Here is a 14772-nt window from a genome sequence, read left to right on the forward strand (position 1 = left end):
ATAAGAGATATCAATGGCCGTTTTCAGTCACCTTTTGACTGAATACACTGCACGCACTTTTTACAGAGGCACCGAGCATGTCCGATACCCTACTTGATTCCCGCAACCTGGCCTTCGAGCTTTATGAAGTGCTGGATGCCGAAGGCCTGACCCAGCGGCCGCGCTTTGCCGATCACAATCGTGAGACCTTTGACGCAGCAATCAACACTGCGCGCACCATTGCAGACAAGTTTTTTGCTCCGCATAACCGCAAGAACGACGAAAACGAGCCCCAGTACGTGGATGGTGCGGCCGAGCTGATTCCTGATGTGAAGCCAGCCGTTGACGCTTTCCTGGAGGCCGGTTTCCTGAACGCAACGCGCACCTTCGAGCAGGGCGGCATGCAGATGCCCAATCTGCTTTCCCAGGCCTGCTTTGCTCACTTCCAGTCAGCCAACATTGCGACGTCTTCTTACGCGATGCTGACCATGGGCGCATCCAATCTGATCGAAGCCTTCGGCAGTGATGAACAGAAAGAGCGTTTTTTGCAGCCCATGATCGACGGCCGGTTCTTCGGCACCATGGCGCTGACCGAGCCCCACGCAGGCTCATCGCTCTCGGACATCCGCACCAAGGCAGAACCTGCCGAAGACGGTAGCTACCGCCTCAAGGGCAACAAGATTTACATTTCCGGTGGCGATCATCCCCTGTCGGAAAACATAGTCCATATGGTGCTGGCCAAGCTACCCGATGCTCCTGCGGGCGTTAAAGGTATCTCGCTGTTCATCGTACCGAAATTCCTGGTCAACGATGACGGCACTGTCGGAGAGCGCAACGATGTCGCTCTGGCAGGTCTGTTTCACAAGATGGGCTGGCGCGGCACCACCTCGACCGCTCTCAACTTCGGTGAGAAAGGCGAGTGTGTTGGTTATCTGGTAGGTAAGCCGCACAATGGTCTGTCCTACATGTTCCAGATGATGAACGAGGCGCGTATCGGTGTGGGCATGGGCGCCGTGATGCTCGGCTACGCCGGTTACCTGTATTCGCTGGAGTACGCCCGCGACCGTCCGCAAGGCCGTCTGCCCGATGGCAAGGACCCGTCTTCGCCGCAGGTGTCGATTATCCAGCACACTGACATCAAGCGTCTGCTGCTGACCCAGAAAGCCTATGTGGAAGGCGCCTTTGACCTGGGTCTTTATGCTGCCCGTCTGTTCGACGACACCGAAACCCTGGAAACTGAAGAAGAGCGCAAGACCGCCCTGGAACTGCTGGATCTGCTCACGCCGATCGTCAAGTCCTGGCCGTCGGAGTTCTGTCTCAAGGCCAACGAACATGCAATCCAGATTCTCGGTGGCGCCGGCTATACGCGCGAGTATCCGGTCGAGCAGTACTACCGCGACAATCGCCTGAACCCGATCCATGAGGGCACCCATGGTATCCAGTCCCTGGATCTGCTGGGCCGCAAGGTAGCAATGAACAAGGGCGCCGCCCTCAAGCAGCTTTCCAGCCTTATTCAGGAGACCTGCAGCAAGGCACGCGAATACGACTCGCTGAACGAACTGCGCGAGCCACTTGAAAAGCTTCATGCGCATCTCGGCAAGGTGACCCAGGCATTGCTCGGCGACATGATGCAGGGCAAGGTCAACCAGGCGCTGGCCAACTCGGCCCTGTACCTGAATACCTTTGGCCACATGGTCATCGGCTGGCGCTGGCTGGAGCAGGCAGTACATGCCCAGCGCGGACTGGATTCGGGCAAGGCAGTGGATGCCGATTTCTACCAGGGCAAGTTGCAGGCCGCCCGATTCTTCCTTACCTGGGAAGTCCCCGGCTGCCATCACGCGTTGCAAATTCTCGACAATCGAGACGTGACCTGCATGGAAATGCAGGACAGCTGGTTCTGAGCCGACAGACGGTTCCGAATCCAGCCTGACGCGGTGTGACTTGAGCCACACCGCCAGCATCAGAAAAGGCCGCCCCTGTGCGGCCTTTTCTGTTTCTGCCTTCCCAAGCACCCACAGTAAGACTACGCTGCTCCCTGATCCATATTGCCTATCGGAAAGACATCCATGCTGCCTCGCTCCCGTGTCCTGCTGTCCTTCGTCCTGCTTGCGCAATTGCTCTTCGCTGGCACCGTCCTGGCGGCAAGCGAACTGGAAGAGACCCTGGACGCCGCACAGACGAAGCTCGAAGCGCTTGCCGCCAGCAGCATGCCCGACACGGAAAAACAGGAGCTGCAGGAGCTCTATCAGAACACTATCGATTTCCTGCAGAAAACCATAGCGACGGAGAAGGAGCAGGCCGAGTTGCAGGAGCAGCTCAAGAACGCTCCCGAGGAAGCCAGACGCGTACGCCAGCGCGCGGACAGCATCCAGCCGCGCACTGTCGAGGCGATCCGCGACAATTTCGAGAACCAGAGTCTGGAAGTGCTGCAAGCCCGGCTGACCGAAAAGGTCACCACCATGTTCGACTGGCAGAACCAGTTGACTGCTATCAACAGCGACCTGATCGCCGCCCAGACGCGACCGGAACGCACCCAGGCACAGGTGACTGCCAACCAGACCCGCAGCCAGACCATCGCCGAACAACTGCGAGCGCTGCAGCGCCAGGCCGACAGTCCACAGAAAGCCGCACGCCAGGCAATGCTGAAAGCCGAACAACGCAGCCTGGAGACCGCCAACAGTCTCTTGCGCCAGCAGCTGTCATTCAACAACGTGCTGCAGGATCTGGCCAGCCATCGCCGTACCCTGATGAGCCTGCAGATTGCCGATATAGAGAAGGAGGTGCAGGCACTCCAGGACGTGATCAACGACAAGCGACTGGGCCAGTCCGAGCAGACTGTCAGCGACACCACGGCAGAGGCATTACAGGGCGCCAGCAACCACGAACTCCTCAAGACCCAGGGCAGCCTTAACCGGCGGCTCAGCGAAGAGTTGCTCGCGGCCACCAGCGAAATGGGCGAACTGACGCGCAAGAACATCATCACCAAACAGCAGATCGACAGCGCCACCCAGGTCGAAGACGCCCTGGAACAACAGATCGACGTGCTCGAAGGCAGCACCCTGCTCTCACGCATCCTGCATCAGCAAAAGCAGGCCCTGCCCTCTGTGCGCCTGGATACTCGCATCGCCGACCGCGTGGCAGATCTGCGTCTGCGCGAATTCGAGCTCAACCAGCTGCGTGAACAGCTAGCCGATCCCGAGGCCTATCTGGCACAACTGCTGGCGCCGCTACCACCGGATCAGCGCGAACTGCTGGGCGATGATATTCGCAAGGTCATTGCCAGCCGAACGCTTCTGACCGAACAACTGAGCAACAACATCAGCACCCTGTTGAGCCTGGCGATCACATTACAGATCAACCAGCGGCAGCTGCAGCAACTCAGCAGCCAATTACGCCGCACTATCGACGATCAGCTGTTCTGGGTCGCCAGCAGCCGCCCGATCGACAAGGCCTGGGTACTCGCCCTGCCGGTCCAGATACAGACGCGGTTCGAAGACCTGAAACTGCCCGAAAGGATGCGCACACTGGCGGCGACCATCGGCGCTCGCTGGCCCGGTCCCGCCCTGCTGGTCATCCTGTTGGCCGTCTATGCCTGGCGCCGGCGTCGCTGGCGCGCCCAGCTGCGCGACATCAACGCCGATGTTGGCCATTTCCGCCACGACAGCAGCCGGCATACCCCCAAGGCACTGGGGCTGACCGCGCTTATCGTGCTACCGATGCCGATCATTTTCTGTGGCTTCGGTGTCCTGCTGCTGGCTGGCGACCCCACGCCCCTCCCTGCCCTGGGCGCAGCGCTGCTGAAGCTGGCCATTGCCTGGTTCGTACTGCACTTCCTCTACCGGGTGCTGGAACCCAATGGCATTGCCGTACGTCACTTTCGCTGGGAGAGCGAGCTGGTCACCCGGCTCCACCACCTGATCCGCAACGGCGCCTGGGTGCTGCTGCCCCTGGTACTGGTCATTGCCCTTGATACTGCCAACCCCGCGCACCTGGGCGATGACGTGATCGGTCGAGCCACCATGCTGATCGGCATGCTGCTGCTAAGCCTGCTGCTGGGGCGGGTCATGTGGAAAACCGAACCGCTGTACCACTCGAGATTGCTGCACATTGGCGCCACACTATTGCTGGTACTGGCGCCGCTGGCGCTGGCAGGCATGTCGTTCTGGGGCTATCACTACACCGCCATACGACTGGCCGATCGCTTTTTCATAACCCTTTATCTGATTGCCGGCTGGATGGTGGCCCAGGGTACGGTCTCACGCAACTTGAACGTTGCCGGACGCCGTCTGGCCTATCAGCGCGCGCTGAACAAGCGCCAGGCAGCACCTGCCCGTGAGACCCAGGATGCGGAAATGGGGGTGGAGATCCCGGAGATGGATATTCGCCAGATCAACCAGCAGTCCCTGCGCCTGGCGCGGCTGATCCTGACCATCGTCTTCGCAGTTCTGGTCTATCTGACCTGGGCGGACCTGCTCAGTGCAACCTCCTATCTCGAATCGGTGACCCTTTGGGAGTACAACAAAGGCACCTCGGACAACCCGCTGATGGCACCGATCAGTGCCGGGGATGTACTCGTGGCCCTGATCATCGTGATTCTCACGATCGCGCTAGCACGCAACCTGCCCGGCCTGCTGGAAATACTGGTGTTATCGCGGCTGAACCTGCGCCAGGGTAGCAGCTATGCGATCACAACCCTGCTCAGCTACGTTATTGTCAGTGTCGGCGTGGTCTACGGCCTGTCCGCCCTCGGCGTCAGCTGGAACAAGCTGCAGTGGCTGGTGGCAGCGCTGAGCGTGGGACTGGGGTTTGGTCTGCAGGAGATCTTCGCCAACTTCGTCTCGGGTCTGATCATCCTGTTCGAGCGCCCGATCCGCATCGGCGACGTGGTAACCATTGGCGATCTGTCCGGCACGGTAAACCGTATCCGTATTCGCGCCACCACCATTACCGATTTCGACCGCAAGGAAATCATCGTCCCGAACAAGACATTCGTTACCAGCCACCTGATCAACTGGTCCCTGTCGGACACCGTTACCCGGGTGATCATCAAGGTCGGCGTGGCCTACGGATCAGATCTGGCCAAGACCCGAGAACTGCTTTTGCAGGCAGCCAGAAACAACACCCGAGTGCTGGATGATCCGGAACCACTGGTATTGTTCCTGGCCTACAACGAGAGCACCCTTGACCATGAACTTCGGATTCATGTGCGCGAACTGATCGATCGCAATATGGCCATCGACGAAATCAATCGGGAAATCGACAGGCTCTTTGCTGCCAACGGAATCGAAATTGCCTTCCGTCAGCTGGATGTCAACCTGCGCACCAGTGCAGGGCTGGACAAACTGATTTTCAGCCAGCGCGAGAGCCGGCGACCTGATCAGCAATCCGACTCGGACCCGGTGAAGCCGCAAAGCGACCCCGACACACCGTCCAGCAATAGGAAAGAAGCAAAGCCGGAGTCCCCGGACAGCGAGTCGGCGTTAGGAGCCGGCCCGGACAACCCCACGGTCTGAGCTTACCGGTTCAGACCGATTCTCACAGATCCCTGCTTGAAGCGAGCACGGCCGAGCAAGCACAATAGCCGCCTTTCCTCTATCGAGTGTGTTGAGTCATGCCCAGAGCCGCAGAACTGAAAAAAGGCCAGATCGTGCAGATCAATGGTCAACCCTATATCGTGTCGCAGATCGACGTGAAAAGCCCCTCCTCACGCAGCGGTACTACGCTGTACAAGGTGCGTTTCAACCACGTGCAGACCAAGCAGAAGCTCGATCAGAGCCTGACCGGCGATGACATGCTCGCCCCCATCGATTTCCAGAAGCGAGCCATCCAGTACCTGTATCAGGACGCCGATGGATATACCTTCATGGATAATGAGGATTTTGCCCAGTTCACGCTCAACGCCGAGCAGATCGAAGATCAGATCGACTATATTTACGACGGCGTCGACGGGCTCTACGGGCTGATTGTCGAAGGCAATCTGGTTGGGGTCGAGCTGCCCGCTGTGGTGGAAATGCCTATCGAGGAAACACCCCCGGCGATCAAGGGCTCTTCTGCCAGCGCCCGCACCAAGACCGCCCGCTTTGCGACCGGCCTGGAAATCCAGATACCCGAATATCTGGAAACCGGTGAAGTTGTGCGCATCAATACCGAATCCGGAAAATTCATGTCCCGCGCCTGACGCGGCAACAGGAGCTACCTAATGAGTCAATCACCACTGGTTATCGATCCGCCCGGTCAGGCTGATGCCTGTATTATCTGGTTGCATGGACTGGGTGCCGACCGCTACGACTTCGTGCCGGTCGTCGACGCACTGAATCTGCCCGCTGGCCACGGCCTGCGGTTCATTTTCCCACAGGCTCCTACTCGCCCCGTTACCATCAACGGCGGTATGCCAATGCCTAGCTGGTACGACATCATCGGTATGTCTCCGGCACGTGCAATCAGCCAGGAACAACTGCAGGAATCGGCCGATACGGTCCGCTCGATTGTCGACGAGCAAGTCGCCAAGGGCATCAAGATCGAACGCATCATCCTTGCCGGATTTTCCCAGGGCGGCGCGGTGGTTCTGCACTCGGCACTGCAGTCGGGACTGGCACTCGCCGGCGTCATGGCACTTTCTACCTATGGCCCGACAATCGAGGACCTGCTCGGCGAGACAGACAAGAAGCTCGACATGTTCTTTGCCCACGGTCGTCAGGATGCGATGGTCCCCCACGCCATGGGTCGGCTGGCCCACGATCTTGTAGAAAAAGCCGGGCATCGGCCGCAATGGCACGATTACAACATGGGCCATGAAGTCTGCCCGCAGGAGATCTCCGACATCAATACCTGGTTGCGGCAGCGCCTGAGCTTCTGATAATCAGCTTTTGCGCCCCGGCAGATATTGGTCAAAAAACGACCTGCCGGGGCTTCGCGAAAACTCCCCCGTGCTTTACACTGGCCGGTGATCATTCAAACGCCATGTAGAGAGATGCCTGTGCTGAAAGCACTGAAAAAGCTGTTTGGGGCCGCAGATGCCCCCGTCGATAAAAACCAGCAACCCTTCCGCGAAGATTCCAGCACCACTGCCAATAGCCACACTGGCGCAAAACCAAAGCCGGAAGAGAGTGGTTCACGGTCACGCCAGCCTTCAGCCAACCAGGCACGCAAGGAATCCAGGCCGCCACGGGGCACGTCGCCCCAGAAACCAACACCCCCAAGGGCCGAGAGTAGACCCGAAACAAAACCGCAAGAAAAGCCATGGTCCCTGTCAGAATTTGCCGTCGAACCCGCAGAAGGCAAGACCCGCTTCCACGACTTCCCTCTTCCCGACAGTCTTATGCAGGCCATTCAGGCCCAGGGCTTCAGCTACTGCACACCGATCCAGGCCCAGGTTCTGGGCAATACGCTCAAGGGACAAGATGCAATCGGGCGCGCCCAGACCGGTACCGGCAAAACTGCAGCTTTCCTGATTTCGACTATTACCCAGCTGCTGGAAACGCCACCACCGGATGAGCGCTTCATGGGCGAGCCACGGGCGCTGATCATTGCTCCGACTCGAGAACTGGTGATGCAGATCGCCAATGACGCGATCGGCCTGACCCGATTCTGCGGCCTGAATGTCATGTCCTTTGTCGGCGGGATGGACCTGGACAAACAGATCAAGCAGCTGGAAAAACGCCATTGCGATATCCTGGTGGCCACCCCCGGCCGGCTGCTGGATTTCTGCAACCGTGGTGAGGTGCATCTGGATCTGATCGAAGTGCTGATCCTCGATGAGGCCGACCGCATGCTGGATATGGGCTTTATTCCCCAGGTGCGTCAGATAATCCGCCAGACTCCGCGCAAGGGTGACCGTCAGACGCTGCTGTTTTCAGCCACCTTCAGCGACGACGTCATGAACCTGTCCAAGCAATGGACTCAGGACCCGGCTATCGTCGAGATCGAACCCGAGCGCGCCGCCTCGGCCAATGTCGACCAACAGGTCTACGCGGTCAGCAGTGACGACAAGTACACGCTGCTCTACAACCTGATCACCCAGTTAAACCTCAGCCGGGTGATGATCTTTGCCAACCGCAAGGACCAGGTCAGGCGCATCCAGGAGCGCCTGGTGCGCGATGGCATCAACGCTGCACAACTGTCGGGGGATGTCCCGCAGAACAAGCGGGTGCGTACTCTGGATAGCTTCCGCGATGGCAGCCTCCGTGTGCTGGTCGCCACCGATGTGGCCGGCCGCGGCATTCACGTTGACGGCATCAGTCACGTGATCAATTACACCCTGCCAGATGATGCCGAGGATTACATCCACCGTATCGGCCGCACAGGTCGGGCCGGCGCCAAGGGCACCTCCATCAGTTTTGCCTGCGAGGATGATGCCTTCCAGATCCAGCCAATCGAGGAGTTGCTGGGCAACAAGCTGGTCTGTATTCCCCCTGAAACCCACATGCTGCAGAAGGTCCCGGCCCGCAATCAGACGGATGCCGAAAGAGCCGCAAGCGACGCGAATGAGGCGGAGCAGGCTGCGGCTGCAGCCGCCAATCGCAAGCGCGCAAGCGGTGGTGATCGGCAACGCCGCCGATAGACCAGGCAACATTCGGTAGCTAAAAAACCCTCTCCAATCCTGGCTGCGCCTTGCAGCCAGGTATCTCAGCCATTAGGGTTCCTGCCTCAATTCAGGCGACTGCAATGCAGTTGGAGCAAGGTGTCGATCGCTTTGCGTCCCGTCACGTGACGAGCCCCGACAGGAGTTACCCATGCTGAAAAACCGAGTTTCAAATATTCTTGCTCTAAGCAGCATTGTCCTCGTGGGGGCCGGCTGCGCCAAAAATCAGCCTACAGCGGCCGACATGATGCGCGACCATGCTGCGGTACAGGGCGCCGAAGTGGCGATCAAGCAGAATCTGGCCAAGGACTGGGAGGAAGGCACCAGGCTGATCGTGACGGGCGAAGAGCGTGTGGAGGAAGCCAGGAAAGACATCCGCCAGGCGGAAAAAGAGCTGCGCGATTCACGCAAGGAGCTGCAGAAAGGCCAGCGGGAAATAGATCGTGGCACCAAGCTCAAGGCCAGCAGCGAGCGGAAATTTCGTAGCGAATTCCCTGAAAGCTCCCTGACTCTCTAACTGATTCGGAGCTGGTATTGGCGGTGTCATACTCGCTTTGATACCGGCTTCGACCACCCTACCCTGCAGCACGGCCTATCAATATAACGGGTTTTTCCGGCCCCTGAATATGCCCGTTGGTCTATTCGCAAAATATTCCCAAATTGCCGTTTCCACGCTTGTGAATGTCATCCCAAGTGCGCTATAAATTTCTTAACCGGCCGATTTCTGCAGGTGATCCCTTGATACCTGCAGACCGATTGAGCCGGTCCTGCGGACTGCCAGACGCTGCCACAGGCGACTGATACAGTTACGGATATACCGCTCCTGCGAGGTGCCAGCTTATGGAAGCGTGCGGACCAACCCGACACACCTTCTACGTCCTCGATACCAACGTCCTGATCCACGATCCAAACGCCATCCTCAACTTCGAAGAACACCACGTCATCATACCCATGACTGTTCTGGAAGAACTCGACAAGCTCAAATCCGGAAAAACCAGTATTGCAGCAGATTGTCGGCAGGCCATTCGCCTGATCGATCTCACGCTTGCCGACGCACCGCCAGAGCTGGTTGAAGAAGGGGTGCCTATTCAGCGTGGCAAATTGGGTAACAATGGCAGTCTGGCGATTCTCATGGACCGCAATATCATCCCCGCCCATTGCCTGCCCAACGACTTGAACGATAACAAGATCATCAACCAGCTCTGCCACTTGCAGAGTCGTCATCCCGATGTCCGTGTTGCACTGGTATCCAAGGACATCAATATGCGACTCAAGGCACGTGGCTGTGGCATTGATGCGGAGGATTATCATACTGATCAACTGGTCGACGATATTGCGCTGCTGGCACGCGGTTACCACGAGGTAGCGGGTTCATTCTGGGATACAGTCAACCGCGTGGAAACTCACCAGCGCCTGGGCAAAACGGTCCATGAAGTCCAGTTAATGGCGAAAATGCCGGGACTGCACATCAACGACTTCATCATTGACGGACAAGGATTTATCGGTTGGGTGTCCGCCATCGATGGAGACCGGGTAGTGCTGCGTGATCTACACCAGGAGCCGCTTCTGCATCAGGAGGCATGGGGGCTGCATCCAAGGGATATCTTCCAGGCTCTGGCCATGTATGCCCTGCTCGATCCGGACATCCATCTGGTCAACCTGACCGGGGCCGCTGGCTCGGGCAAAACCATCCTGGCGCTGGCCGCAGCCATAGAGCAGACGATGGTCAGTAAAACCTATCGACGCATCATCGCCACCCGAAGTACCCAGGGACTGGATGAAGATATTGGTTTTCTGCCAGGGACCGAAGCAGAAAAAATGGAACCCTGGCTGGGCGCGATTACCGACAACCTCGAAGCGCTGCATATGGACGATGAAAGTACCCACGGCAGCGTGGAATACATACTCGATCGCGTTCCACTGCAATTCAAGTCACTGAACTACATTCGAGGGCGAAGCTTTCAGCAGAGCTTTATTCTGATCGACGAAAGTCAGAATCTCACTCCACACCAGATCAAGACCATCATCACCCGAGCGGGAGCCGGCTCCAAGGTGGTTTGTCTGGGCAACCTCGCGCAGATCGATACCCCATACCTCAATGCAACAAGCTCTGGCCTGACCTACCTCACCGAGTGCTTCAAGGATTTTCCCCACGGTGTGCATATCCATCTACAGGGTGTTCCCCGTTCGGTACTGGCCGAGTATGCGGAAACGCACCTTTAACAGCAGCAAGAGAGCTCTTTCTGGTTTCCCTGGGTCGAGTCAAGGCCCAGAGAAACCAGTAGCTTTCGCTCTACACACATCCTTTGAAGCCTGCAGATTGCCCCTATAAACCACGCCTATCAGCCCAATACAGAGCACGCCCCCAATCAATCCGGCATAATATCCATCAGTCCGATATGGAGGTTTATATGCTGTTGGTTATTTCGCCTGCCAAAACCCTTGATTACGAAACACCCCCGGTTACCAGCACCCACAGCAAACCGCGTTTTTTGGAATACAGCCGCGAGCTGATCGATATTCTCCAGGAGAAGTCACCGCAGGACATTGCCAAGCTGATGTCTCTTTCCGACAAGCTCGCCAGTCTCAACGTGGCTCGTTATGGCAGCTGGAGTGACCAGTTCACCAAGGAAAACAGCAAACAGGCACTGCTTGCATTCAAGGGTGACGTCTACACCGGCCTGGCTGCCGAGGATTTCTCCGAGGAAGACTTTGATTTCGCCCAACAACATCTGCGCATGCTTTCCGGGCTCTACGGCATCCTGCGCCCGCTGGATCTGATGCAACCCTACCGGCTGGAAATGGGCACCAAACTGGAGAATGCGCGCGGCAAGGACCTTTACAGCTTCTGGGGTGAGCACATCAGTGAGTGGCTGAACGAGGACCTGAAAAAGCAGGGAGACGACGTGCTTTTGAACCTGGCCTCTCAAGAGTACTTTGGAGCGGTCAAACCCAAGCAGTTAAAGGCGCGGGTGATCGATACCGTTTTCAAGGATCAGAAAAATGGCGAGTACAAGATCATCAGCTTCTACGCGAAGAAGGCGCGCGGCCTGATGGCTCGCTACGTGATCAAGGAGCGCTTGAAGGACCCTGAACAACTGAAAGCTTTCGACCTGGACGGCTATTACTTTGATACCGCCAGTTCGACCGCGGACAAGCTTGTATTCCTCCGCGACGAGCGGCGCTGAGAAATGCCCAGCCCTGCAGCTCGACCCTAGACCGCGGCAGTGGCGGGACCTGCAGCGCATTCAGCCTTAACGGGTAAATGGCGGAATACCAGGTAATGTGCCAAAACCTGCTCTGGCGCTTCTACCTGGGGATAGTGGCCAATGCTCTCCAGCAACACCACATCAGCAGCCGGAATCAACTCCCGGTAACGTTCGGCCATGTGCTTTCCCGAGACAGGATCTACCGCTCCGTCGATCAACCGCAACGGCACATGACTATGCTGCATAGCCTGCAACCAGCGCTCGCGCTGCACCTTGCGCTCGGCTATATAGCGAATCAGCAGATGCATGACGGCCCGACCCTGATTGAATTCGATCATGCGCCAGAACGCATCCAGCTCGGTTTCATCGGGCTGAGTTTGTGGACCGAATATGTTGCCGAACGTCTGCGCCATACGAGCCCTGCCGTAGAGCCGGCCGATGAGAAAGCCAAGGGGACTCATGAGCAGTTTTTGCATCAATACCGGGTGATGGGTTTCCGGAAAGAGCCCGCCATTGAGAAAGCAGACTGAGCCCAACTTGCGCGGACCTGAGCGGTCCCGTGCCAGCAACTCCTGGGCGACGCTGTCGCCGTAGTCGTGGGCCAGTATGTGATAACCGCCCACATCAAGGTGATCAAGAACTGCCTGCAGCAGATCGGCCTGGTCCAGCAAGCTGTACTCGTAATGGCGAGGCTTGGCGGAAAAACCAAAACCGATCATATCGACTGCAATCACTCGATAGCATGCAGCCAGCTCGTTCCACAGATAATGCCAATCCCAGGACCCGGAAGGAAAACCGTGGATCAGCAGTAACGGCTCACCGTTTCCGGCCGACCAGTAGCGAACCCGCTGCCCCCGGTACTCAAGTTCGCTCCCCCTGGCTACCCATTCATCCAGGGGGATCCCAACAGCGGTGCGCACCAATCAGTGATCGAAACCGGGGTTCACGCGCTGCAGTTTACGCAGCAGCGCAGGCCAGGCAATGTTGCCACCAGCGCCCCGGGTTACCTTGCGCATACTTTCCTTCGCGCCATCGAGAATAGCCTGCGGTATGGTGATCAGCTCGCCGCTCCCTGCCTGGGCAGCAATCTGTATTTCACAGCAACGCTGCAGCGTGTACATGCCCAGAAATGCTTCGGCCACCGACTTGCCACAGGTCATCAGACCATGATTGCGAAGTACCATGGCATTGGTCTTGCCCAGATCAGCCTGCAGACGGGCCTTCTCTTCGTCGTTCAAGGCCACACCCTCATAATCGTGATATGACAGGTTGCTAAGCACAAAGATAGATTGCTGGGAAATTGGCAGGATGCCTTCCTTTTGTGCAGAAACACCGACGCCCGCGGCGGTGTGTGTATGCAATACACAGGCGGCGTCGTGGCGTACTTCATGCACCGCACTGTGTATGGTAAAGCCGGCCGGATTGATGTCGTAGGGCGTGTCCATCAACTTGTTGCCCTGCAGATCGATCTTGACCAGATTGGATGCGGTCATTTCCTCGAACATCAGGCCGTAGGGATTTATCAGGAAATGCTCGGTTCCGGGGATCTTTGCCGACACATGGGTAAAGACCACGTCGTCCCAGCCGTACATTGCGATCAACCGATAGCAGGCCGCCAGATCAACACGGGTCTGCCACTCGTCGGCACTGACCTGATCTTTCACGTCCACGACCGGAAGGGGTTGTATTGCATTCATCGTGTCAATCCTCGTTCTGTTGGGTTTGGGCTACGCACACAGGAGACAACTTGCGGCATAATTGGGCAAATCAATAACAAGGAGTGTAAGGCGTGACAGAGAGAAGGACTGTCAAGCACTTTACAGTGTCCCCGGCACCCGACGCTGCAGTGTTCCGCGACCTGTTGCTGCGTAATCGGTGGCTACGCGATCTCCCGCGTGATTCCCTGGACGATATGGCTGCGCTGGCTCGCTTGCTTCGACTTGACGACGGACAGCTGCTGCATGCCAAGGATGATCCCGCAGACGGCCTCTATGGTGTGGTCAGCGGTACCATTAAGGTTAGCAGCACCGGGCTGGATGGGCGCGAAGCCGTGCTGACCGTGCTGAGTCCGGGTAGCTGGTTCGGTGAAATCTCATTGTTCGACGGTTTGCCACGGACACATGACGCCCACGCCAACGGACTTACCGAGCTGATAATGATTCCACGCCGGGGGTTTCAGGACCTCCTTGATCGACGACCGGAGCTGTATCCGCATTTCATGCAGTTGCTTTGCCGACGCATTCGGCTGTCGTTCGCGATGCTGGAAGACAGCGCACTTCTGCCGCTGTCCTCGCGATTGGCAAAACGACTACTGATGCATGCACACAATTACGAGCAGACCGACCAGGGAACCAACCAGGCCACCATCCAGTTGTCACAGGAATCCCTGGGACTGATGCTCAATAGCTCCCGGCAAAGCATCAACAAGCTGCTTAAACGCTTGGAACAGGCCGGCTGGCTGCGCATCCATTACGGCCAGATCGTAATCCTGGACGAAGCAGCACTGGCAAGCCTGGCCCGTGGAGAGGTGGCCTCAGAGATCTAGGCCCGAGGCTTTATCGACTCGATAAGCTGGTCCAGCCAGGGCTCGGCATCCAGCTCGGGGGATACTGTCTCGCTCGCATCCAGACGCAACATCGGCAACGCTTCTACCGCCTGCAACTCAACAAGCAGCTCTCGCAACTGCTCGCCCCCCTGACAGAATGTATCCCCGTAAGCCGAATCCCCCAGACCGATGACAGCGAAGCGCTTGCCGGTCAGCAATGGAAAGCGATCTTGCAGCTCAATAAAAAAGGGTACGAACGAGTCCGGCAACTCCCCCATGCCAGTGGTTGAAACGCAGCCCAGGATAATATCCGGAGCCGCATCAAGCAGAGCATCCACAGTCGCCGGCTGGATTCTCGACACATCCAGACCAGCGTCGCGACACCTCAACACAGCCTCATCCGCAACAAGATCAGCGGTGCCGTAAACCGAACCACTCAGTACAGCCAGTCGCATGTT

At 57.7% G+C, this 14772-nt stretch carries 12 protein-coding genes; 9 read left to right on the plus strand and 3 right to left on the minus strand.

Features of this window, described 5'->3' with window-relative positions; translation table 11 throughout:
* The first annotated feature begins 77 nt into the window (after positions 1-77).
* The 8 genes from AAC076_RS06305 (at position 78) to yaaA (ending at position 11748) form a co-directional block, all read left to right on the plus strand.
* Positions 78-1880, plus strand: coding sequence for an acyl-CoA dehydrogenase (locus AAC076_RS06305; RefSeq protein ID WP_339843707.1), 1803 nt, complete (start codon positions 78-80; stop codon positions 1878-1880).
* Between the two features lie 165 nt (positions 1881-2045).
* A complete protein-coding gene (gene mscK, locus AAC076_RS06310; RefSeq protein WP_339843709.1) occupies positions 2046-5492 on the plus strand; it encodes a mechanosensitive channel MscK in 3447 nt (1148 codons plus the stop codon).
* Positions 5493-5590: 98 nt separating this feature from the next.
* Positions 5591-6157 (plus strand): elongation factor P-like protein YeiP, encoded by a 567-nt coding sequence (yeiP, locus tag AAC076_RS06315; protein WP_339843712.1) that lies wholly within the window; start codon positions 5591-5593, stop codon positions 6155-6157.
* A gap of 21 nt (positions 6158-6178) precedes the next feature.
* Positions 6179-6835, plus strand: coding sequence for an alpha/beta hydrolase (locus AAC076_RS06320; RefSeq protein WP_339843714.1), 657 nt, complete (start codon positions 6179-6181; stop codon positions 6833-6835).
* Between the two features lie 120 nt (positions 6836-6955).
* Positions 6956-8539, plus strand: coding sequence for an ATP-dependent RNA helicase RhlB (gene rhlB / locus AAC076_RS06325; RefSeq protein WP_339843715.1), 1584 nt, complete (start codon positions 6956-6958; stop codon positions 8537-8539).
* Positions 8540-8711: 172 nt separating this feature from the next.
* Positions 8712-9077, plus strand: a complete 366-nt coding sequence (locus AAC076_RS06330; RefSeq protein ID WP_339843716.1) for a hypothetical protein — start codon at positions 8712-8714, stop codon at positions 9075-9077.
* 323 nt (positions 9078-9400) lie between these two features.
* Positions 9401-10783, plus strand: coding sequence for a PhoH family protein (locus tag AAC076_RS06335; RefSeq protein ID WP_339843717.1), 1383 nt, complete (start codon positions 9401-9403; stop codon positions 10781-10783).
* Between the two features lie 188 nt (positions 10784-10971).
* Positions 10972-11748, plus strand: coding sequence for a peroxide stress protein YaaA (gene yaaA / locus AAC076_RS06340; protein WP_339843718.1), 777 nt, complete (start codon positions 10972-10974; stop codon positions 11746-11748).
* 26 nt (positions 11749-11774) lie between these two features.
* Here yaaA and AAC076_RS06345 read toward each other — a convergent pair whose 3' ends face one another.
* Both AAC076_RS06345 and AAC076_RS06350 read right to left on the minus strand, forming a co-directional pair.
* Positions 11775-12689 carry an alpha/beta hydrolase gene (locus AAC076_RS06345; protein ID WP_339843721.1) on the minus strand — a complete coding sequence of 305 codons (915 nt, stop codon included), beginning with the start codon at positions 12687-12689 and terminating at the stop codon, positions 11775-11777.
* Positions 12690-12692: 3 nt separating this feature from the next.
* Positions 12693-13466 (minus strand): class II aldolase/adducin family protein, encoded by a 774-nt coding sequence (locus tag AAC076_RS06350; RefSeq protein ID WP_339843723.1) that lies wholly within the window; start codon positions 13464-13466, stop codon positions 12693-12695.
* Positions 13467-13558: 92 nt separating this feature from the next.
* Here AAC076_RS06350 and AAC076_RS06355 point away from each other — a divergent pair, with 92 nt between their 5' ends.
* A complete protein-coding gene (locus AAC076_RS06355; RefSeq protein WP_339843724.1) occupies positions 13559-14314 on the plus strand; it encodes a Crp/Fnr family transcriptional regulator in 756 nt (251 codons plus the stop codon).
* On the opposite strand, the gene AAC076_RS06360 is transcribed toward AAC076_RS06355, so the two are convergent.
* A complete protein-coding gene (locus AAC076_RS06360; protein ID WP_339843726.1) occupies positions 14311-14769 on the minus strand; it encodes a flavodoxin domain-containing protein in 459 nt (152 codons plus the stop codon). The two genes, AAC076_RS06355 and AAC076_RS06360, sit on opposite strands and share 4 nt — an antisense overlap.
* Positions 14770-14772 lie beyond the last annotated feature (3 nt).

Origin of the sequence: uncultured Halopseudomonas sp., from assembly GCF_963977355.1 — a bacterium.
Lineage (GTDB): Bacteria > Pseudomonadota > Gammaproteobacteria > Pseudomonadales > Pseudomonadaceae > Halopseudomonas.

Bases quoted from the DNA above. Each gene is read 5' to 3' on its own strand.
- AAC076_RS06305 (WP_339843707.1), top strand. From the start codon at position 78: ATGTCCGATACCCTACTTGATTCCCGCAACCTGGCCTTCGAGCTTTAT.
- mscK (WP_339843709.1), top strand. From the start codon at position 2,046: ATGCTGCCTCGCTCCCGTGTCCTGCTGTCCTTCGTCCTGCTTGCGCAA.
- yeiP (WP_339843712.1), top strand. From the start codon at position 5,591: ATGCCCAGAGCCGCAGAACTGAAAAAAGGCCAGATCGTGCAGATCAAT.
- AAC076_RS06320 (WP_339843714.1), top strand. From the start codon at position 6,179: ATGAGTCAATCACCACTGGTTATCGATCCGCCCGGTCAGGCTGATGCC.
- AAC076_RS06330 (WP_339843716.1), top strand. From the start codon at position 8,712: ATGCTGAAAAACCGAGTTTCAAATATTCTTGCTCTAAGCAGCATTGTC.
- AAC076_RS06335 (WP_339843717.1), top strand. From the start codon at position 9,401: ATGGAAGCGTGCGGACCAACCCGACACACCTTCTACGTCCTCGATACC.
- yaaA (WP_339843718.1), top strand. From the start codon at position 10,972: ATGCTGTTGGTTATTTCGCCTGCCAAAACCCTTGATTACGAAACACCC.
- AAC076_RS06350 (WP_339843723.1), bottom strand. From the start codon at position 13,466: ATGAATGCAATACAACCCCTTCCGGTCGTGGACGTGAAAGATCAGGTC.
- AAC076_RS06360 (WP_339843726.1), bottom strand. From the start codon at position 14,769: ATGCGACTGGCTGTACTGAGTGGTTCGGTTTACGGCACCGCTGATCTT.